General features: G+C 61.2%; 20 protein-coding genes. 8 read left to right on the top strand and 12 right to left on the bottom strand.

Annotation, left to right across the window (positions count from 1 at the left end):
• Positions 1 to 7: 7 nt before the first annotated feature.
• Complete coding sequence (locus BMY68_RS12200; protein WP_085531974.1) at positions 8 to 1,132, bottom strand: glycerophosphodiester phosphodiesterase; 1,125 nt, start codon at positions 1,130 to 1,132, stop codon at positions 8 to 10.
• 250 nt (positions 1,133 to 1,382) lie between these two features.
• Between BMY68_RS12200 and BMY68_RS12205 the strand changes: the two genes are divergently transcribed.
• Complete coding sequence (locus BMY68_RS12205) at positions 1,383 to 1,715, top strand: DUF2025 family protein (protein ID WP_009045181.1); 333 nt, start codon at positions 1,383 to 1,385, stop codon at positions 1,713 to 1,715.
• A 35-nt stretch (positions 1,716 to 1,750) separates the two neighbouring features.
• On the opposite strand, the gene BMY68_RS12210 is transcribed toward BMY68_RS12205, so the two are convergent.
• Complete coding sequence (locus tag BMY68_RS12210) at positions 1,751 to 2,074, bottom strand: antibiotic biosynthesis monooxygenase family protein (protein ID WP_062824934.1); 324 nt, start codon at positions 2,072 to 2,074, stop codon at positions 1,751 to 1,753.
• Positions 2,071 to 2,790: a CTP synthase C-terminal region-related (seleno)protein gene (locus BMY68_RS12215; RefSeq protein ID WP_085531973.1), complete on the bottom strand. Its 720-nt coding sequence runs from the start codon at positions 2,788 to 2,790 to the stop codon at positions 2,071 to 2,073. The genes BMY68_RS12210 and BMY68_RS12215 overlap by 4 nt, the downstream gene beginning before the upstream one ends.
• A 25-nt stretch (positions 2,791 to 2,815) precedes the next feature.
• Between BMY68_RS12215 and BMY68_RS12220 the strand changes: the two genes are divergently transcribed.
• Positions 2,816 to 3,766, top strand: coding sequence for a LysR family transcriptional regulator (locus tag BMY68_RS12220; RefSeq protein ID WP_175534833.1), 951 nt, complete (start codon positions 2,816 to 2,818; stop codon positions 3,764 to 3,766).
• A gap of 1 nt (position 3,767) precedes the next feature.
• Here the strand turns inward: BMY68_RS12220 and BMY68_RS12225 are convergent, their stop codons facing one another.
• The 4 genes from BMY68_RS12225 to BMY68_RS12240 all read right to left on the bottom strand — a co-directional run bounded on the left by BMY68_RS12225 (position 3,768) and on the right by BMY68_RS12240 (position 7,974).
• Positions 3,768 to 4,307 carry a DUF1003 domain-containing protein gene (locus BMY68_RS12225; protein WP_009045177.1) on the bottom strand — a complete coding sequence of 180 codons (540 nt, stop codon included), beginning with the start codon at positions 4,305 to 4,307 and terminating at the stop codon, positions 3,768 to 3,770.
• Between the two features lie 91 nt (positions 4,308 to 4,398).
• Positions 4,399 to 5,718 carry a methyl-accepting chemotaxis protein gene (locus BMY68_RS12230; protein WP_085531971.1) on the bottom strand — a complete coding sequence of 440 codons (1,320 nt, stop codon included), beginning with the start codon at positions 5,716 to 5,718 and terminating at the stop codon, positions 4,399 to 4,401.
• Positions 5,719 to 6,061: 343 nt separating this feature from the next.
• On the bottom strand, positions 6,062 to 7,138 hold the full coding sequence (locus BMY68_RS12235; RefSeq protein ID WP_085531969.1) for a diguanylate cyclase: 1,077 nt from the start codon (positions 7,136 to 7,138) through the stop codon (positions 6,062 to 6,064).
• 227 nt (positions 7,139 to 7,365) lie between these two features.
• Entirely contained in the window at positions 7,366 to 7,974 is a 609-nt protein-coding gene (locus tag BMY68_RS12240) for a TetR/AcrR family transcriptional regulator (RefSeq protein ID WP_009045174.1), read from the bottom strand.
• 202 nt (positions 7,975 to 8,176) lie between these two features.
• Between BMY68_RS12240 and BMY68_RS12245 the strand changes: the two genes are divergently transcribed.
• Positions 8,177 to 9,235 (top strand): MBL fold metallo-hydrolase, encoded by a 1,059-nt coding sequence (locus tag BMY68_RS12245; RefSeq protein ID WP_085531967.1) that lies wholly within the window; start codon positions 8,177 to 8,179, stop codon positions 9,233 to 9,235.
• A 103-nt stretch (positions 9,236 to 9,338) separates the two neighbouring features.
• Entirely contained in the window at positions 9,339 to 9,896 is a 558-nt protein-coding gene (locus BMY68_RS12250; RefSeq protein ID WP_085531965.1) for an AAA family ATPase, read from the top strand.
• Here the strand turns inward: BMY68_RS12250 and BMY68_RS12255 are convergent.
• Together BMY68_RS12255 and BMY68_RS12260 are read right to left on the bottom strand one after the other, a co-directional pair.
• Positions 9,878 to 10,195 (bottom strand): helix-turn-helix transcriptional regulator, encoded by a 318-nt coding sequence (locus BMY68_RS12255; protein WP_009045171.1) that lies wholly within the window; start codon positions 10,193 to 10,195, stop codon positions 9,878 to 9,880. The genes BMY68_RS12250 and BMY68_RS12255 overlap by 19 nt on opposite strands.
• Positions 10,196 to 10,323: 128 nt before the next feature.
• On the bottom strand, positions 10,324 to 11,094 hold the full coding sequence (locus BMY68_RS12260) for an AraC family transcriptional regulator (protein ID WP_085531963.1): 771 nt from the start codon (positions 11,092 to 11,094) through the stop codon (positions 10,324 to 10,326).
• Positions 11,095 to 11,206: 112 nt separating this feature from the next.
• Between BMY68_RS12260 and BMY68_RS12265 the strand changes: the two genes are divergently transcribed.
• Positions 11,207 to 12,019: a sulfite exporter TauE/SafE family protein gene (locus BMY68_RS12265; RefSeq protein WP_085531961.1), complete on the top strand. Its 813-nt coding sequence runs from the start codon at positions 11,207 to 11,209 to the stop codon at positions 12,017 to 12,019.
• 3 nt (positions 12,020 to 12,022) lie between these two features.
• On the opposite strand, the gene BMY68_RS12270 is transcribed toward BMY68_RS12265, so the two are convergent.
• A complete protein-coding gene (locus BMY68_RS12270) occupies positions 12,023 to 13,006 on the bottom strand; it encodes a hypothetical protein (RefSeq protein WP_062824944.1) in 984 nt (327 codons plus the stop codon).
• A 143-nt stretch (positions 13,007 to 13,149) separates the two neighbouring features.
• Here BMY68_RS12270 and BMY68_RS12275 point away from each other — a divergent pair, with 143 nt between their 5' ends.
• Both BMY68_RS12275 and BMY68_RS12280 read left to right on the top strand, forming a co-directional pair.
• Entirely contained in the window at positions 13,150 to 13,761 is a 612-nt protein-coding gene (locus BMY68_RS12275; RefSeq protein WP_085531959.1) for a phage holin family protein, read from the top strand.
• A gap of 365 nt (positions 13,762 to 14,126) precedes the next feature.
• A complete protein-coding gene (locus BMY68_RS12280) occupies positions 14,127 to 14,840 on the top strand; it encodes an acid phosphatase (protein ID WP_085531957.1) in 714 nt (237 codons plus the stop codon).
• A 133-nt stretch (positions 14,841 to 14,973) separates the two neighbouring features.
• Here BMY68_RS12280 and BMY68_RS12285 read toward each other — a convergent pair whose 3' ends face one another.
• Together BMY68_RS12285 and BMY68_RS12290 are read right to left on the bottom strand one after the other, a co-directional pair.
• Positions 14,974 to 16,221 (bottom strand): ribonucleotide-diphosphate reductase subunit beta, encoded by a 1,248-nt coding sequence (locus tag BMY68_RS12285; RefSeq protein WP_007925192.1) that lies wholly within the window; start codon positions 16,219 to 16,221, stop codon positions 14,974 to 14,976.
• Positions 16,222 to 17,094: 873 nt separating this feature from the next.
• Entirely contained in the window at positions 17,095 to 17,358 is a 264-nt protein-coding gene (locus BMY68_RS12290) for a DUF2790 domain-containing protein (RefSeq protein WP_009045165.1), read from the bottom strand.
• A 412-nt stretch (positions 17,359 to 17,770) separates the two neighbouring features.
• On the opposite strand from BMY68_RS12290, the gene acs reads away from it, so the two are divergent.
• A complete protein-coding gene (acs, locus tag BMY68_RS12295) occupies positions 17,771 to 19,726 on the top strand; it encodes an acetate--CoA ligase (RefSeq protein ID WP_007925196.1) in 1,956 nt (651 codons plus the stop codon).
• The last annotated feature ends 83 nt before the right edge of the window (positions 19,727 to 19,809 follow it).

Genomic DNA, 19,809 nt, shown 5'->3' on the forward strand with positions numbered 1-19,809 from the left:
GACCGGCTCAGTAGCCGTTGGCCTCGAGCAGCTGGCTGACGCTGCCGCTGGCCGGACGCTTGACGTACTTGAGCAGGTCCGCGGCGCGGTTGGTGAAGATACCGTCGACACCGGAGTCGAGGACCTTCTTGAAGTCCACCGGCTCGTCGATGGTGTAGACGTGCACCAGCAGGCCCTGGTCGTGGGTGAACTGGTTCATCCAGGGTTGCACCAGGTCGAAGTAACTCTGGTCGCCGCCATTGGTGAGTGCCGCCGACGGGCCGGTGCCGATGGCGCCCTGGGCCTTGGCGTAGCTGACCCACTGCTCGAACTCGGCCTTGTCCTTGGGTTCCTGCTTGGCGTAGTAGGCCGCCTTGTCCTTCTCGCCGCTGTTGGCGAAGGTTACGTCGGACTTGGGCTGCATGCCGCCTTCACCGATCCACAGCAGGAGGATCTTCGGCACTTTCGGCATTTCTTTCTGCAGCAGTTCCAGGCTGCTCTTCTCGAAGGTCTGCAACACCACCTTGCCTTTGCCCTGGCCTACCGCCAGGTCGCTTTTCGCCAGCTTGGAGCCGGCCGGGCTGAGCCAGCCGCGGTCCTGGAGTTTTTCCTTGAGGTCGTGCTCGATGCCGGGGAACTGCTTGGGCTCCTTGGTCTCGATGTACAGGCCGGGTTTGTGATGCGGGTTGCTCTGGGCGATGTCGATGATTTCGTCGAGGGTCAGGATCTTCAGGCCGACGTAGCTCGCACGGGCACGGTCGGGATAGGCCTGGTTGAACCAGCTGCCGGCGTCGAGGGTTTTCAGCTCGGCCATGGTGAAGGCGTTGGCCGGGCTGTCCTTGCGCTCGGGAAACTTGCTGGCGACGTCGGTGGTGCGTTGCAGGTTGTTGTCGTGCAGGGCGAACAGCACGCCGTCCTTGCTGCGTTGCAGGTCCATTTCCAGGTAGTCGGCGCCCAGGTCGCGGGCCAGTTTGTAGGCGGCGGCGGTGGACTCCGGTGCATCGAAGGACGCGCCCCGGTGAGCGATCACCGCGGGGTGTGGAATGCCTTGGCTGACAGCCAGTGCGGTGGGGCTTGGGCTGGCGGCCTGTGCCTGGCCCAGGCCAAGCATCAGGCTCAGCATCAGGGCGCTTTTGGTGAAGGTGGCAGGCATGGTCGAGGTCCTTTCGTGGAGGGCGATTTTCAAAGGACTACCTTTTAACAATTGAATGGCCGTTGTGCTATCGCGAAACCGACATAAATCTGCAGGTGCGGCAAATTTTCCGACGCTTTTGCGGGGTGCTTTGCAGTACGCTTGCGCCCTGAAGTTTCCCCGTCAGAGGGAAGCGCGAAAAAATTTCCACTCTTGCCTGGCGTGTAAACCATCGATCACCTGTCCTTCGGGACACTCAGTGAGGTTTACCATGCGCATCACATCCGAACTCATCTGCCAGGCCGCCGACCAGCTCAAGGGTTTTGTCGGTTTCAACCGCAAGAGCGGCCAGCACATCGTGCGCTTCAGCGAAGACTCCTTCGGCATGGACGTCGCCGACGACGCCATCACCCCCGCCAGCGAATTCGTCTGGGCCAGCGCCGAGGGCCAGGTCATGGTGCTCAAGCGCGAGCTGATCCAGCTGCTGCTGGAACAGAACATCGACGACCGCATCAACATCAGCGAACCCTTGCGCGTGTACATGCGCCGCACCGACCTGCCGGAGATTTCGGCGGTGCGCAGCCTGGTGCCGGCGGCGCAATAACCAGGATGCGCGGTGGCTGGGCTGGCGATCAGGTCTCAGCGTTCGAACAGGTAGGCGCGTTCGACCTTGCACACCCGAGTGTGACAGGCCGCGTACCAGTCGCTGCGCCCGCGTTCGCGGGCGATGCGGTGTTCGGCATGCTGCTTCCAGGCGAGGATCGAGGCCTGGTCCCGCCAATAGGAGACCGTGATGCCGAAGCCGTCCTCGTTACGCGCGAACTCCAGGCCGAGAAACCCCGGTTGCTGCCGCGCCAGTTCGACCATGCGTTCGGCGGCCTGCTCGTAGGCCGGGTCCGGCTCGCGGCGCTGGGCGCTGAAGATCACCGCGTAATAGGGTGCCTCGGGGGTACGGGCGATCATGTATGACGCTCCAGGCAAGCGGCGAGCAGGGCGCTGACCAGGGGCGGCACGACGCCTTTGAGCGCTGCCCGTTCTGGCTGGAACAGGGTGGCGACAAAGAACCGCTGGTCGCGCAGTTCCACCGCCCGCAGGTCGCCGGCCGAGTCGTAGCCGCTGGGGCGCAGGTCGTGCTTGAGCAGTTGCGCCGCGAACTGCGGATTGACCCCGTAGCGACAGCGATAACCTTCACTGATCTGCTGCTCGCCGTAGGCTTCGGCGATTCGGCTGCCTGCGCACAGGTGAATGCTGTCGGTGGCTTCCACCAGGGCGCAGGTCAATGGTGTGAGCACGGCGCGCTCGGCCTCGGGATGGGTTTCGCCGTGTTCGGCATCGGCCCAGCCCAGCACATTGCGCGCGTACTCCAGCACCGCGTGCTGAAAACCGCCGCAGGTGCCGAGGAAGGGCCGCTGCTGCTCGCGGGCAAAGCGGATCGCCCGCAGGGCACCGTCCATCGAGCGGTAGGGGCTGGCGGGCACACACCAGATGCCGTCGAACTCTTGCAGTGGCGCGTCGCTGGTCAGGCTGTCGGTGGCCAGCCAGCGGTAGTGCACCTTGAGGCTGGTTTCCTCGGCGGCCATTTCCAGGGCCAGGGGAATGGCCTGGTGCGCGGTGACCTGAGGGTCGTAGTCGCCCACCAGGGCGATGTGCAGGGTCGGCGGATGTGCGATGTGCGGCATGGATTTCTCCCGGTAGGGCCAACGCTTGTCGGTTGCTGGACACCACTATAGATTGGCGCTCACGCACTCAATATTGGCGTTTATCCAAGTGATCAATGCAGCCACGCACTATCGGCTCGACTACTCCGACCTGTCGCTGATCCTCGCCCTGGTGCGTGGCGGCTCCCTGGCCCGCGCGGCGGCGTTGTTGAAGGTCGATGTGTCCACGGTGTTCCGTGCGGTGCGGCGCCTCGAGGCCGCGCTGGGCCAGCAGCTGTTCGACAAGAGCCGCGCCGGCTACCTGCCCACCGGCCTGGCCCGCACCCTGGCCGAGCAGGCCGAACGCGCGGAACAGGCACTGGACGCGGCACAGGTCGGGGTGGAGCAGGGCGGCGCGGTGGTCAGCGGCACGGTACGCCTGACCTGTACCGACTCGGTGTTGCAGGGCCTGTTGTTGCCGGCGCTGGCGCACTTCATGCCGCGTTACCCGGCACTGGCCCTGGAGCTCAGCACCTCCAATGATTTCGCCAACCTCAGCCGCCGCGATGCCGACCTGGCCCTGCGCCTGACGCGCACGCCACCCGAGCACCTGGTGGGCCGGCAGTTGCGGGCGGTGTCTTACCGGGTCTGTGCCAGCCCGGCCTACAGGCAGTCGGTCGCCTCGACGGATCTGGCCGGGCTGACCTGGATCGCCCCGGACGATTTTCTCCCGGACCACGCCACGGTGGCCTGGCGCCGGCAGGTGTTGCCCGGTGTGGTGCCGGGCTATCGCTGCAACAGCATGCTGGCGGTCAGCGAGCTGGTGAAGGCCGGGCTGGGCGTGGCGGTGTTGCCGGATTTCCTGCTTGACGACACCACTGCCCTGCAACCCCTGAGCGACCCGCTGCCGGGCTGCGACACCGCGCTCTGGTTGCTGACCCGGGCCGACTGCCGGGCGCTGCGCGCGGTGGTGACGCTGTTCGACGAATTGAGCCAGCGTCTGCGCGCGCCGCAGTGAGTCATGCCTGGGGCGGGTCCTTGTGCAGGACGTGCCGGTGCATTTCCGAAGTCAGGCCCTCGATACGTTCGGTCAGCTGTTTGGTCATCTCGGTCAGGCGGGTGTTCTGCTCCAGCAGTTCGAGCAGTTGCGCGCTGTGTTGCGCGGCTTGCGCCTGGCGTTCGCTGTTGGCGATAGCGATGGCTTCGCGGTGCTGGGCATCGGCGTCGGTCTGGGCTTTGTCGCGCGCGGCCTGGCGGGTCTGGGCCAGCAGGATCAGCGGTGCGGCATAGGCCGATTGCAGGCTGAAGGCCAGGTTGAGGAGGATGAAGGGGTAAACGTCGAAGTGCGTCACCCCGCTCAGGTTGAGCCCGACCCAGATCAGCACGATCAGGGTTTGCGCGCCGAGAAAGGTCGGGGTGCCGAAAAAGCGGGCGAAGGCTTCGGCCTTCAGGGCAAAGCGGTCGGTGCCGAAGGTCGGGGCCAGATGGGCATGGGGACGGTGGAAACGCAGGTGGTCGACAGGGGCGGCTGAGGCGGTTGCGGATGGGGTCGGGTTCATGGCGGGCTCGGGGCGATGGGACTGCCGGTCACTATAGCCCTTTGCTCGACGCCTTCCCTGGCGTCGACATCGTTGATTCAGAGGCGCCGGTTCAGAGCGTGGCACGCTCGTTGGCGAACATGCTCACCGCCTGTACCGCCTCGCTGGCACCGTCGCGAATCTGCAGGATCACCGTGCCGGCCTGATCCGCCAGGTCCACGCCCTTGGCCGCCCGGTCCCGGGTCCCGTCCATGCTTTTGATGGCCTGCTGGGTTTCTTGCTGGATCATGTCGATCATTCCCGAGATTTCCGCGGTCGAGCCGCTGGTGCGGGCGGCCAGTTGCCGGACTTCGTCGGCGACCACGGCAAACCCCCGGCCCTGTTCGCCAGCGCGCGCGGCTTCGATCGCGGCGTTGAGCGCCAGCAGGTTGGTCTGTTCGGCGATGGCGCGGATGGTGTTGACGATGGCGGTGATCTGCTCGGAGCGCTCGCCGAGCTTGGCGATCAGGGTCGAGGAGTCTTCGATGTTGACGGCGATCTGGCGCATCTCGCTGGCCGCCTGCTGGATCACCGCGGTGCCCTGTTCGGCGACTTGCCGGGTTTCCACCGAGATGTGATAGGCCTGGGTCGCGCTCTGGGCGTCCTGGGCGTGTTTCTCCACCCTCGCGGTTACGTCGGAGGCGAACTTCACCACCTTGCACAGGCGCCCGGCGGCGTCGTACACCGGGTTGTAATTGGCCTCCAGCCACAGCGATTGCCCGCGTTTGTCGACACGCTCGAACTGCCCGCTGAAGAACTCGCCCTGGTTGAGACGCTGCCAGAAGTCCTGGTAGGCGCTGCTGTTGGCCAGCTCGGGCTTGCAGAAGATCCGGTGATGCTTGCCCTTGAGTTCGGCGAGGCTGTAGCCGAGGCGATCGAGGAAGTTCTGGTTGGCCGTGATGACGCTGCCGTCCAGGTTGAACTCGATCACCGCCATGGCGCGGTCGATGGCGTGCAGCTTGCCCCTGGACTCGCTTTCCTGTTGGACCTTTTCGGTGACGTCGAGAGCGTACTTGACCACCTTGAAGACCTTGCCGTCGGCATCCCTGATCGGGTTATAGCTGGCTTCCAGCCATACCGGCTGGCCTTGGGCATTGACGCGCTCGAAGGTCCCCGATTGGAACTGGCCGTTTTTCAGGCGCGTCCAGAGCTCGCGGTATTGATTGCCGCGGGCGAATTCGGCATTGCAGAACTGCCGATGGGGGTGGCCGATGACCTGTTCCGCGCGATAGCCCATGGTCTTGAGGAAGTTGTCGTTGGCCCGCAGGACCGTGCCCTCCAGGTCGAACTCGATCACCGCCATCGAACGGTCGATGGCCTCGAGCAGGCTGGCTTGCTGGGCGATGGTGTGGTGCAAGGCGTCGATGGTTTTGTTATGGCGGTTGAATAGCATGATGGCTGGTGCTCAGTGGGAAAAACCTGGAGTCAGTCCCTGTTGTCTGCGCCTGCATGCCGAAAGCCCCCTGGGCCTCGGCCTTGTCTGCTCAATGCCAGCATTCCATGACTGACAGATACCCCTTGGAAGGGCACGCCCCTGTCCGGCGCGTACCCTTGCTCAACGTCTGAGGTGAGACGCTGGGCCTGCGAGTCAATTTAGGGAAGTTATGTTGCACGGCGGCGAATATGCCGCGCGTTTTTTTTAGGCAACCGCATGGCGGCATTATGCCGGCTTGGTGTGGAGCGATGCGGGTAAAAATTGTACAAAACTGCGGGTTTTTACATTTTTGTATAATTTTTCAGGAACTGGTGGACACCGCCAGGAGCGCGTCGTTTATCGGGGAGGCGATAGCGACTTTGTTGCGTCCGGTGTTTTTCGCGGCATACAGGGCTTTGTCGGCCTCCATGAGCCACATTGCGGCATCGCGCAGCCCCGGGTGCCAGGCGGCCAGGCCGATACTCAGGCTGACCCGGAGTGGCGGCACGCCCGGATGGCGATAGTTGCTGAAGACTTGCCGCAGTCGTTCCATCACTTCGTGGGCCTGCTGGATCGAGGTCGTCGGCAGGATCACGCAGAACTCGTCGCCGCCATAGCGCCCGGCCAGGTCGTCCTGGCGCAGGTTGTGCTTGAGGTCCCGGCTCAATTGATGCAGCACGGCATCGCCGAGGATATGGCCGTAGCTGTCGTTGATGTGTTTGAAGTGATCGATGTCGATCAAGGCAATGGTGCCGTGACAGCGTTGCTGCTGGCATTTGGTGAACTTGAGGTGCAGCAGGTCTTTCCAGGCGCCGTGGTTGAGCAGGCCGGTCAGGCTGTCGGTGCGGCTCAGCGCGCTGAGGGTGCGCTTGTGCTCGGCGAGCTTGATCGCCAGCCGGTAGCAGACCATACCCACCGCCATCGGGTAGAGGGTCAGCATCGGCAGGCAGGCGTAGATCTGCAGCTGGGTGGCATCCCCGGTGAAGGCAGGACCGAGCAGCAACCACGACAGCAGTATCCCGCTCAGTTGTGCCATGGAGCCATGGATGAACAGGCGCAGGCCACCGGCCGCGACGTTGTTCATTGCCATCATGGCCAGAATGGTCACCGTGGGCAGCGGATTGAACTGCATCGCCGCCGCCCAGAAACCACCGAAGAGCGAGTCGCACAGCAGGTTGCGGCGTTCGGCCTGGTAGGGGAAGGCCGCGCGGGTCGAGATCAGGTATGCCAGATGCGGCCAGATAAAGCCGTTGAACAGCAGGAGCAGCCAAACCCAGGTCGGTTGCGGCAGCGGGTACAAGCCGGCGAATACGCTGAGGCTGCCAATCCCCAGCCCGACGATCCTGGGCAGGTAAATACGTTTGGCAAACGACAGCCCTTTGCCTTGTTGGTTATCCATAAATTTCTGCGCGAGCCCGGGTTTGAAACACTTTGTGGTGTTTTTATTGGCCGTCACCCTTCATTGGGCAAGGCGGCGAATATTGTCATTTATTCCAACAAGAATAATCAGTGTCCTTGCAGGCCATTTAGTGGAACGAGCGTACGCAAATGCCCATTGCAGAGCACTCGGTGCAAGTCATGGCGGCCGGCAGATCCGCTGTCGGAGCCAATCGAGGGAGAAGGGAATCAGGCTTGATAGCAGGCCAGGAACATGTCCAGCGTGGATTCGACGACGCGCTGCTGTTCGTCTTCCTTGAGGGGCGGCTGATTCATGGTGATCTGTGGCCAGAAGGCAAACGCCTTGAGCATGCCGTGGAGCTGCTGGGCGGCGAAGTCCGGGTCCAGCGGCTTGAGCCGGCCGTCCGCCCGGGCCGAGCGAATCCACACCATCAGGCTTTCTTCACGCTCGCCCATGCGCGCCACCATGTACTGGGCGCGCTCGGGGGAATGCAGGGTCGCGGCAATGGCGACCCGCGCCAGGTTGAGGAAGTTGTCATCGGCCAGCAGTTGCAGCTTGGCCATCAACAAGTCCCGCAACTGTTCACGCAGGGTTAATCCGGGGTGGTAAAGAATGTCCGCCCGCGCCCTGATGCTTGCCCATAACTTATGCATGATCTCGGTGAACAACTCCTCCTTGCTGGGGAAGTGGTTGTACACCGTGCGCTTGGACACTCCGGCGGTTGCCGCGATCTTGTCCATGCTGGTGATATCGAACCCGCTGGCGTGGAATTCGGTGATTGCCGCCTGGATGATGGCTTCGCGTTTGAGGTCGGTCAGGCGCTTGGGGGCTGTCATAAGTTGGGTTCGATGGCGGTCGTTGGCAGTTATCCGGGGCAGTTTACTTAGTCCCGGGTTTGTTGCAATCTAGAAAAACTACACTGTGCAGTGTAGCTCATGGCAGAAAAAATGATGGTCGGCTGACGCTTGCGTGCATTGGCCTTTGTCGTTCCGCAGAGAATCACCGGAGCCTTGTCGGGTTCCTTGGAGTCACTGATTCATGGCCACTCTCTCTTCCCGTGCAGACAGCGTCTCACGCCCCGAAACGTCCCTGCAGGAACAAGGGGCGTTCCGTAATCACGCGCCGGTCCGGCGTGCCGGGCTGGGCAAGACGCTGGGTATTTTCTGGCGCATGTTGTTCCACAAACCGCGTAATACCCGCCCGGTCGGGGCCATCCCGGTGCAGCCATTGACCCACGAACAGCTGCTGGCGGCGCCGAACCAGAGCGTCTACCGCCTGGGGCATTCGACGGTGCTGTTGAAGCTGCACGACAAGTTCTGGATTACCGATCCGGTATTCGCCGAACGCGCATCGCCGGTGCAATGGGCCGGTCCCAAACGTTTTCACCAGCCGCCTATCAGCCTGGAGCAATTGCCAGCGATCGAAGCGGTGATCCTGTCCCATGATCACTACGATCACCTGGACCACCAGACCGTGCTCAAGCTGGCGGACAAGACCCGTCATTTCCTCACCCCCCTGGGCGTGGGCGATACCCTGGTGAAGTGGGGCGTGCCGGCCGACAAAGTCCGCCAGCTGGACTGGTGGGAAGGTACGGAAGTCGATGGTATTCGTTTTATCGCCACGCCTTCCCAGCATTTCTCCGGCCGTGGCCTGTTCGATGGCAACAGCACGCTGTGGGCCTCCTGGGTGATGATCGATGGCGACAGCCGGATCTTCTTCAGCGGTGATACCGGTTACTTCGATGGCTTCAAGCGGATTGGCGAGCGTTACGGCCCTTTCGACCTGACCCTGATGGAAACCGGCGCCTACAACGTCGAGTGGCCGGGCGTGCACATGCAGCCGGAGCAGACCCTGCAGGCGCACATCGACCTGAAGGGCCGCTGGTTATTGCCCATTCACAACGGCACGTTTGACCTGTCGATGCATGCCTGGTACGAACCGTTCGATCGCATCCTCTCGCTGGCCTGGGAACGCAGCATCGCCATTGCCACGCCGCAGATGGGCGAGGCCTTCAGCCTGGCGCACCCGCAACGGGGGCACGCCTGGTGGATGGAGGTCGACCCCGTGGCCGAGCAGGTAACGGCAAGCGATCTGTAGACCCTTCATCGGCTACTCCCCGAGCCCGGCCATCGCCAGGTTGCCGTGTCCGGGCCTGGGGAGTATCTAGAGAACTCCCCCAATACCCTCGACGGACCTGGTGATGGCTTATCGGCTTCATCTGTTTGGCGCGTCCGGTTCCGGCACCACGACCTTGGGCCAGGCGCTGGCCCAGCGTTTGGGGATCGCCCACTTCGATTCCGATAACTTCTTCTGGCGCCCCAGCGAACAGCCTTTCAGCCTGCGCCGTCCCCGGGATGAGCGCATCCAGCTGTTGCAGCAGCAGGTGGCCGGGTTGGACAGCTGGGTGCTGTCCGGCTCCTTGTGCGGTTGGGGCGACCCGATGATTGAGGCTTTCACCCATGCCATTTTCCTCCGCCTGGACCCCGAGGTCCGCTTGCAGCGTTTGCGGGTGCGCGAGTTTCAGCGTTACGGCGAGCAGATCCATGAGGGCGGCGAACGCCATCTCGCGACTCAAACCTTTCTTGCCTGGGCGGCTGGCTACGACACGGGTGGCCAAGGTACGCGCAGCCTGCGCCGGCATGAGAGCTGGATCACCGGGCTGAGCTGCCCGGTAATCCGCCTCGATGCCACTCACCGCTCGGTGCAGGCATTACAGGAAGAGGTATTGAGCGCCCTGGATCACTCGATCATGGCGTAGTCGGGCCGTTCCATCGGGTTGGGCGTCGCACCCTTGATGTTCATGCCACGCCCTGGAGCGAAACCGGGGAAGAACACCAGGCCTTCTGCTTCCAGGCGAAAGGCCAGGGCCAGTCGGGTCACGTCGAGCAATTCGCCGCCCGCCTCGAAGCGGTGAATGGCGGCTATCGAGACGCCGGATTCCTGTGACAGCTGTTCCTGGCTCCAACCCAGCATGGCGCGGGCTTGAATACAGTGTTCTGGGGTGAACTGGAAGAGGGCGATACGTTCCAGGGTGACTTTCATCGCGAGTGCGGCCATGGGATTTCTCCGGAAGCGGGTGAAGATGAGTCGATAAAGTACTGTTTATTTGTACAGTTGTTTTGCTCCCGGATCAAACTCATTTTGCCGATCGCCTCAACGTCTTCGTGACAAGTCTTGTCCCGGCGCTATGCCCCGGTTTCCAGGTAGGCGCTGGGCGGTTGCCCCGCTACCCGGCGGAACATGGTGGAAAAGGCGGCAGGGCTGTCATAGCCGAAATCGAGGGCGATTCGCGTCACCGCCTCGCCTGCGGCCAGTCGGGTCAAGGCCCTGACCACGCAGGCGCGCTGGCGCCACTGGACGAAACTCATGCCGGTCTGCTCGCGGAACAGGCGGTTGAAGGTGCGCAGGCTGATATGCAGCGGTTGCGCCCATTGCTCGGGAGACTGGTGGGCATCGGGTTGTTGCAGGAAGGCCTGGCACAGGGTGAGCAGGCGTGGCATTTCGGGCAGGGGAATGTGCAGGGGCAGGCGGGTGGTACGGCTCAGTTCATGCAGCAACAGACTGACCAGCACGCCGTCGCGTCCGTTCTCGTCGTACGCCAGCGGCAGATCCACCGCCTCCATCAGCAACTGGCGCATCAGTGGCGACACGCTGATCACCTGGCACTCATCGCCCAGGGCCGGCATGGCCGCCGGCTCGATGTACAGGCTGCGGGTACTGACCCCGAGCATCAGCACCTCATGGGCCACTCGCGGTGGAATCCATACCGCGCGCTGTGGCGGCACCACCCAGCGGCCATTCGTGGTGCTGACCTGCATCGCCCCGGTGGCGCCATACAACAGTTGCGCGCGACGATGGCTGTGGCTCGGCAACAGGTGGCCCTGGGGGTAATCGGTACCGATCGCCACCACGGCGCGTGGGGTGTGATCCAGCAGATCGATCGAAGTGTTACGCATGGTGTCGGCGTCCGCGGGTTGGCGTGAATGCAAACAGTATTGGCCGACTTGCTAAAGCCGGCCAAGCCCTGACGCTCTATCGTCGAGGTCTTCTGCTAACGGAGAACCTTCGATGTTTTATCTATGGCTGGCTGTGTTCGGCTGCATGAGCGGGATCAGCGCGGTGCTGTTCGGCTTTGGCGGCGGCTTTGTGGTGGTGCCGCTGCTGTATCGCATGTTGCTGAGCAGCCATGGCGCTGACGATGCCGTTGCCCAGTCGGCCATGCATATAGCGGTCGCCACCTCGACCTGCGTGATGATCGTCAACGCGCTGATGGCCACCGGCAAACACCGTCGCGCGGGTAACCTGATTGGACATTATCTGTGGCCGCTGGGTGGCTACATAGGGCTGGGAGCGATAGCGGGGGCGGTCCTGGCAATGGCGGTGAGTGGTGAGGCGATGCGCTACGCCTTTATTGCCTACCTGGTGCTGACCATTGCCGATTGCCTGATGCGTCGTGGCTTTCTTGAACAGGGCGACACCCGTGCGCCGCGCTGCCTGGGGCGACTGGAAAACACCGGAGGCCTGGGCATCGGGGCCATTGCTACCTTCCTGGGTGTCGGCGGCAGCGTGATGACCGTGCCCCTGCTGCGCCGCTGTGGTTTGAGCATGACCCAGGCCACCTCCATGGCCAACCCGCTGAGCGTGCCGGTAGCCCTGGCCGGGACCTTGACCTATATGGCCATGGCCGGCTTCAGCCGCTTCGATCTGGGCCCCTGGTTTATCGGCTATATCGACCTGCTGGCCTTTGCCGTGCTGACCTTCGGCTCATTGCTGGGCATGCGCCTGGCCTCACCGTGGATCGGGCGCATTCCCGACCGGCTGCATGCGCGGGTGTACATCGGCCTGCTGGTGCTGGTGATGCTCGGCATGCTGGTCCGCTAAGGGTTAGCCCAGCGCCAACCCCGGCGCTTCACGAATGATGAAGTGGTCGAGGTTCTCGATGTTGGCGCTGAATACCCCGAACGTCTGTTCGGGGTGTTTTTTGCTCGGCACCTGTTTCAGCTCCGGGGTCACGCCATAAAAGAAGCAATACAGCTCTTGTTCGCTGTCGATCGCATGCTTGATCTCTTCGAGGAAGGCTTTGCGCTTGCGGTAGCTCTCGATCAGTTTTTTGCTCAGGTAGACATTGACCGAGTAGGGTTTCTTTTTCGTCTCGTCCGCCTGTTTGAACCAGACCTTCTGTTCGAAGTCGATGCGAAAGCTCTGGGTGTAGTCCTTGATCTCCTTGATCTTGCCCCAGTAGATCAACCCCTTGTTGTCCAGCAGGTATTCGATCTTCTTGAAGAACGAGGCATAGGACGCCGTGTGTTCGCCGATCTTCAGCGGCATGCGCTTGAGCAGCTCCTTGTCGTCGATATTCGACACAAAACACTCCACCGGATGGGCGAAGACACTGGTCTTGTCTGGGGTGCCGGCCTGAGCCGGGGCCGGCGTGCGCGGGCTGGAGGAGGGGGCTGGCGCGGCAGTTCCTGGCGTATCGCCATCCGCTGCCGGGCTGGCGGGCTTGCGTACATATTCGCGGCGGGCCAGCAGCAATTCCGATGGGAAATGCTCCTCCCGATCATCCTCGTCCGGCGTACCCTCCACCCCGGCTGCCAGCGTCCTGCTGGTGCCATACGGGCAGCCTTCGATATGCCGGGTGCCAGGCAGGTTCTTGAAATGCGGGGTGCGGATGTAATTGACGTTCTTGGCATTGAAGGTCCCCAACTGATTGTCAGCGGCAAAGGCGGCGCGACAGGCATCGTTGGGGCACTGGAACTGTTCCTTGGCCGAGTCGAAGGCCATGGTCTCGTCGAAATTCAGATCGCGCACGTCATAGATCGACAGCTTGTCGTCGAGGCTGATGCAGTAGGCGGTGTCGAATTTCATGGGGGCTCGGGTCCTTGAGTGAAGAAGGCTATTAATAGCGGGTGGCGCAGGGCAGTGCACTGATCTTTTCAAGCATGGGCGCTGATCTCGGCATAACCTTGTAGGTAGCACGTTCCACTCATCACCGGAAAAGGCTCAGGTTCATGTCTGACGGTAATCGCATCAATATCGGCTCCATTGGTGATGCCAACCACATCAACATTGCCCAGAATCAGGCACCTGAACGCACCAGCATTCAGTTCGTCATCGATCCGGGGAGTGTCGAGCGGGTGAGCCGGGGCAGCGTCATCAAAGGCGCGGTGGCGTTTTTTCTATCGCTGCCGGCGCTGGCGCTTTCGGTCATGTCGATCCTGGCCGACGCGTTGGGCATCCTTTCCTACTTCAATGTGGAATCGCGGATCCTGGCCTACCTCATCATGGCCGCCGCCATGGGCGGGGTGATGCTGTGCAACGGCAAGCGCAAGATGGCCACCGCCAGCATTGCGCCCGACCAGGCCCGATTCATCGATGGGCGTTGGGTCGAGCGTGATGAAAGTGGCGATTACCTGCTGTATCGCAATACCGCGCCCTGCAATTACGAAAACTGCCACGGTACCGTGCGTATCCAGACGCCACCGCCGCGCGAACAGCATAACCACGATCTGATCGGCGTCTGCGATATCGGCGGCAAGCAACACACCTATCGCGTCGACTTCAATGGCGTCGGCGAACGGCAGCATTTCGACTGGCGTCCGCTTGAGCAGAACAAGTCATGACCCCGTTCCAACCACTCCCTTGGTAGGGCGAGCGTGCTCGCGAAAAATCCCCCGTCAGGACCCATCAAACTGACAGCCTTCCTGAGTCTTTCCAGGTCATCGCGGCTGCATGAGGGGCACGAAATTTCCTACAGTTCTAATTAACAAAACTCTCACCATATAGAGACGAGTCCTACGCGTTAAAGCTTGTAAAAACAAAAGCTTAGGTGTCTTTATCAGTCCTGGCAGAGAACGTCACAGCTTTGGCAAGGAGGGACAAGTAAGCCTCGAACAAATGGCCGATAAGAAGGCGCCGGCCTCATGAATGAAGGCCCGGTGGGAACCAGCCAGACGGCTTTTCCCCTCACAATAACGAGGACCTTCATATGCCTGTTGTTGCGCGTTCATTGTTGTTTTGTCTGGCCCTGTCCGGCACAGGGGCCGTCCTGGCGGAGCAGGCAGCCTTGCCTTATCTGCCGGCCAATCAGTTCCGGCTGGCTGACTACCTGCCACCGCCTCCAACTGTTGATTCATCGTTGCAACAAAGCGATTTAACAGCCGTGCTGGCGGCCCAGGCAGCACGCAGTAGCGCTCAGGTGAGCCGGGTCCAGCAGGATGATGAATGGGAAGACAGCGTGTTCCACTTCGCCAGGGAATCCCTCGGCGCCGGTTTCAGCATTGAGCGCCTGCCCCTGACCCGGGCCTTCTTCCGGCGGGCCCAGGAAGACCTGGTGCAATTCCTGATGCCGGCCAAGCACAGCTATGGTCGGCCGCGCCCTTACGAAGCATCGGCACTGGTGAAGCCGGTACTGCCGCCACCGGAGGGCGATTCCTACCCCAGCGGTCATTCGATGAACGGCTATCTCAATGCCACCTTGCTGAGCATGGCGCTGCCGGAGAAACGCAGCGAGTTGTTCAGCCGCGCACAGATCAATGCCGACAGCCGGGTCATCGCCGGCGTGCATTTTCCCAGCGACCTGGAGGGCGGAAAGATCAGTGCCGCGGTATTGGCGGCCCGGCTGCTGGACGATCCCCGCGCGGCGGCGGATTTCGAGGCGGTGAAACAGGAGATCCGTGGTGCTTTGGCCTCCGCTGATTGAGTTCCGGGTTGGATGATTTGCCTGGAGTCGGGGATACCGGGTCCCAATCAAAAAGCCCTGAGCAAGTCAGGGCTTTTTTGATCTTTCGTTGTGCCGATTCAGATCGAGATCGGCACAGGGCTGGAGCTCGGAATCAATCCCAGCTCAGCGCGCCGCCAGTCTGATACTCGATCACGCGAGTCTCGAAGAAGTTCTTCTCTTTCTTCAAGTCCATGATTTCGCTCATCCATGGGAACGGGTTGGTGGTGCCCGGGTATTCTTCTTTCAGGCCGATCTGCGACAGACGACGGTTGGCGATGAACTTGAGGTAGTCCTCCATCATCGCCGCGTTCATGCCCAGTACGCCGCGCGGCATGGTGTCGCGAGCGTATTCGATTTCCAGTTGGGTGCCCTGGAGGATCATCTGGGTGGCTTCTTCCTTCATCTCGGCATCCCACAGGTGCGGGTTTTCGATCTTGATCTGGTTGATCACGTCGATACCGAAGTTCAGGTGCATGGATTCGTCGCGCAGGATGTACTGGAACTGCTCGGCGACGCCGGTCATTTTGTTGCGGCGACCCATGGACAGGATCTGGGTGAAGCCGCAGTAGAAGAAGATGCCTTCCAGAACGCAGTAGTAGGCGATCAGGTTGCGCAGCAGTTCCTTGTCGGTGTCGACGGTGCCGGTTTCGAACTTCGGATCGGAGATCGAGCGGGTGTACTTCAGGCCCCAGGCCGCTTTCTTGGCGACCGATGGAATCTCGTGGTACATGTTGAAGATCTCGCCTTCATCCATGGCCAGGGATTCGATGCAGTACTGGTAGGCGTGGGTGTGGATCGCCTCTTCGAACGCCTGGCGCAGGATGTACTGGCGGCATTCCGGGTTGGTGATCAGGCGGTACACGGCCAGCACCAGGTTGTTGGCAACCAGGGAGTCGGCGGTGGAGAAGAAGCCCAGGTTGCGCATCACGATGCGGCGCTCGTCGTCGGTCAGGCCTTCCGGGTTTTTCCAGAGGGCGATGTCGGCGGTCATGTTGACTTCTTGCGGCATCCAGTGGTTTGCGCAACCGTCCAGGTACTTCTGCCAGGCCCAGTCGTATTTGAATGGCACGAGCTGGTTGAGGTCGGCGCGGCAGTTGATCATGCGCTTTTCATCGACGGCGACACGGGCGGAAGCACCTTCCAACTCGGCCAGGCCTTCGGCGATGTCGAGCTGGTCCAGAGAAGCCTTGGCACGGGCAACGGCAGCGGAATCACTGGCGGTTACGGCGCGGGCTTCGAGAGCGGCGGCACCACCGGCGCTGTCGAGTTTGTCCATGGCAGCTTCGGCAGCGTGGCCGGCGTTGGCGCCTTTAACGGCGACTTCGCCTTCTTCTTTGTCGAATTCGTCCCAGCTCAGCATGACGTGTCGTCTCCTGCGTGAGGGCCAGATGCCCGTGTGAAAACTGATGGTTGGCTTTTCACACGGCCGAACTGGCCGCGTTGGATCTTAAGGAATCGTTTGTTGCGGCAGCTAACGCAGGCAATAAACAAAAATATGTACGGGAGTTCCGAGGCGGTTATGGGCACAGAGGACCGAGTCGACTCCTGCGCTGGCTTCGGATTGGCTGTTTATCCCTGTAAGGGAATATTGCAGGCCCGTTTTAAGGCCGCATTATAGGGATTTTTTTGCCGCTGTGGTGCGACGAAGTGGCTCACGATTCGGTCGGCGAGGGGCGTGATCGCGGCGGAGCGAGGGTTTACAAGGCTTTGGCCGGCAAAGATTTTTTTTCACCCGGTTTCGCGGGTTTTTGCCGCCTGGAAGCGATCCGAGACCTCGGCTTTTTCGTGCAATGTTCTGCAAGCCCCGTAGTACATGGCTTACAGGGAAGGTCGTGGGCTTTGGTAGACAGGATTGTGTTCAATTCATGGTGCAAATTGTCATTCGGATAGTTTGCTCAAAAAATAAGCAAAAAAACGCTTTTGCCACTACATCTTGTGTTGGATGGTCAATTTTTGACCTTTGAAACACTACTGTCCCGGGTTGCCACTCGAGGTCGTTCTTGATGCTCGAGAAGGCATTTTCGGACCATCATCAAGCCCCTTGGGGCGATACGGAAACGCTCCCTGCAAGGTGGCTCGACAGATGAAAAAGGGGAGTGCGAAAGCCGTGGTCGCACTGCATTGGGCGATGGCTTGCAACCAGTCTGGATTCAGTTGTGCGTCTGGCCATCTTTGCCGCAAGAAAGAGCTCTTGCGGCCGGCAATTGTTGGAACTTTAAGAGCAACTTCAGTATTAGCCGTTAGAGCAGCCGTTACCCATGACGTGGTATTGCAGGATATGTCGCAGGCCTTTCGAATCTTCATATTCCATACGCGCAGGTACAACTTCGCATACATTTGGAACTTCGCTCATGGATATAACTTTGGCGATGTCCAGGTCGGACGAGTAAGAGTATTCCTCTACGGCTGGTTGCTGGCTTGCGACATCAGTCGGGATCTCGTCGGCCATTGCTGTAACGCAAAGACTGCTGAGGGCCAGAACTAATAAAGCTTTCATTTTGATTTCACCTTTCTAAGGTCGTGTAGGGTCACGCAGCCTTTGTGGGGCTGCGTGTGGAACTTGAGTAGAAGTCTGGATTAACTGCCTTCGTGGGGGCTGTAACTTGGTTAATCACATTGCCTTGTTGGCGAGGTTGATTTTAGGCGCCTGAGTAGGCGCTATACAGGCGTGCTTTTGATAAACACTATTGACGGTTTTTGTAACAATCCCGGTAAAAACGACCTTCAGTGACCTGGCAGCGGTCTTCTACTTGCCGCAGAAACTGCCGCAAGTCCCGTAATAGAGGGAGCAAAGCACTTTCCAGGGGGATCGGCTGGGGGTTGTTACTACCATCGTCGAATGGTTCTATAGGCCCGCCCCGGCTACAACGGGGTCATACAACAACAACTATGTCACCGAGGTAAGAAAGATGAGTGCGGCTTCTCTGTATCCCGTTCGTCCCGAGGTTGCGGCCAACACGCTGACTGACGAGGCGACCTACAAGGCCATGTACCAGCAGTCGGTCGTCAACCCGGACGGCTTCTGGCGCGAGCAAGCCAAGCGCCTCGACTGGATCAAGCCTTTCACCACGGTGAAGCAGACCTCCTTCGACGATCACCATGTCGATATCAAATGGTTTGCCGACGGCACCCTCAACGTTTCCTACAACTGCCTGGATCGCCATCTGGCCGAGCGCGGCGATCAGATCGCGATCATCTGGGAAGGCGACGATCCTTCCGAAAGCCGCAACATCACCTATCGCGAACTGCACGAACAAGTCTGCAAGTTCGCCAACGCCCTGCGTGGCCAGGACGTGCACCGCGGCGACGTGGTGACTATCTATATGCCGATGATCCCCGAAGCCGTGGTCGCCATGCTGGCCTGTACCCGGATCGGCGCGATTCATTCGGTGGTGTTCGGTGGCTTCTCGCCGGAAGCGCTGGCCGGGCGGATCATCGACTGCAAATCCAAGGTGGTGATCACCGCCGACGAAGGCATCCGCGCGGGCAAGAAGATTCCGCTCAAGGCCAATGTCGACGATGCGCTGACCAACCCGGAAACCAGCAGCATCCAGAAGGTCATCGTGTGCAAGCGCACCAATGGCCAGATCAAGTGGAACCAGCATCGCGACATCTGGTACGAAGACTTGATGAAAGTGGCCGGTACCGTCTGCGCGCCAAAAGAAATGGGCGCCGAGGAAGCGCTGTTCATCCTTTATACCTCCGGCTCCACCGGTAAGCCCAAAGGCGTGCAACACACCACTGGCGGCTACCTGCTGTACGCGGCCCTGACCCACGAGCGCGTATTCGATTACCGTCCGGGGGAAATCTATTGGTGCACCGCCGACGTCGGCTGGGTCACCGGGCACACTTATATCGTCTATGGTCCGCTGGCCAATGGCGCGACCACCGTGCTGTTCGAGGGCGTGCCGAACTACCCGGACGTGACCCGCGTGGCGAAGATAGTCGACAAGCACAAGGTCAATATCCTCTACACCGCGCCGACCGCGATCCGCGCCATGATGGCCTCGGGTAACGCCGCCTGCGCAGGCGCCGATGGCAGCAGCCTGCGCCTGCTGGGTTCGGTGGGTGAGCCGATCAACCCGGAAGCCTGGGACTGGTACTACAAGAACGTCGGTCAATCCCGTTGCCCGATCGTCGATACCTGGTGGCAGACCGAGACCGGCGCCACCCTGATGAGCCCGCTGCCGGGCGCCCATGCCCTCAAGCCGGGTTCGGCGGCGCGTCCGTTCTTTGGCGTGGTGCCGGCGCTGGTGGACAACCTGGGCAACATTATCGAGGGCGCCGCCGAAGGCAACCTGGTGATCCTCGATTCGTGGCCAGGCCAGGCGCGCACCCTGTATGGCGACCACGATCGTTTCGTCGATACCTACTTCAAGACGTTCCGTGGCATGTACTTCACCGGTGACGGTGCCCGTCGCGATGAAGACGGCTACTGGTGGATCACCGGGCGTGTGGACGATGTGCTCAACGTCTCCGGCCACCGCATGGGGACCGCCGAGATCGAAAGCGCGATGGTCGCTCACCCGAAAGTCGCCGAAGCGGCGGTGGTCGGTGTGCCCCATGACATCAAGGGGCAGGGCATCTATGTCTACGTCACCCTCAACGGTGGCGAAGAACCGAGCGAAGCATTGCGCCTGGAGCTGAAGAACTGGGTGCGCAAGGAGATCGGTCCGATCGCCTCGCCGGATGTCATCCAGTGGGCGCCAGGCCTGCCGAAGACCCGTTCCGGGAAGATCATGCGCCGTATCCTGCGCAAGATCGCCACGGCGGAGTACGACAGCCTTGGGGATATTTCCACCCTGGCTGACCCGGGTGTGGTGCAGCATCTGGTCGATACCCACAAGACCATGAACGTCGCCTGAGACGGACCTGTGTCAGCGAAAGCCCCGCCCGGCCTTGCGCCGGGCGGGGCTTTTTTGTGAACGCTATCGGGGGCTTCTGTAGC

The organism is Pseudomonas sp. NFACC41-3 (assembly GCF_900109505.1).
GTDB classification, from domain to species: Bacteria; Pseudomonadota; Gammaproteobacteria; order Pseudomonadales; family Pseudomonadaceae; genus Aquipseudomonas; species Aquipseudomonas chlororaphis.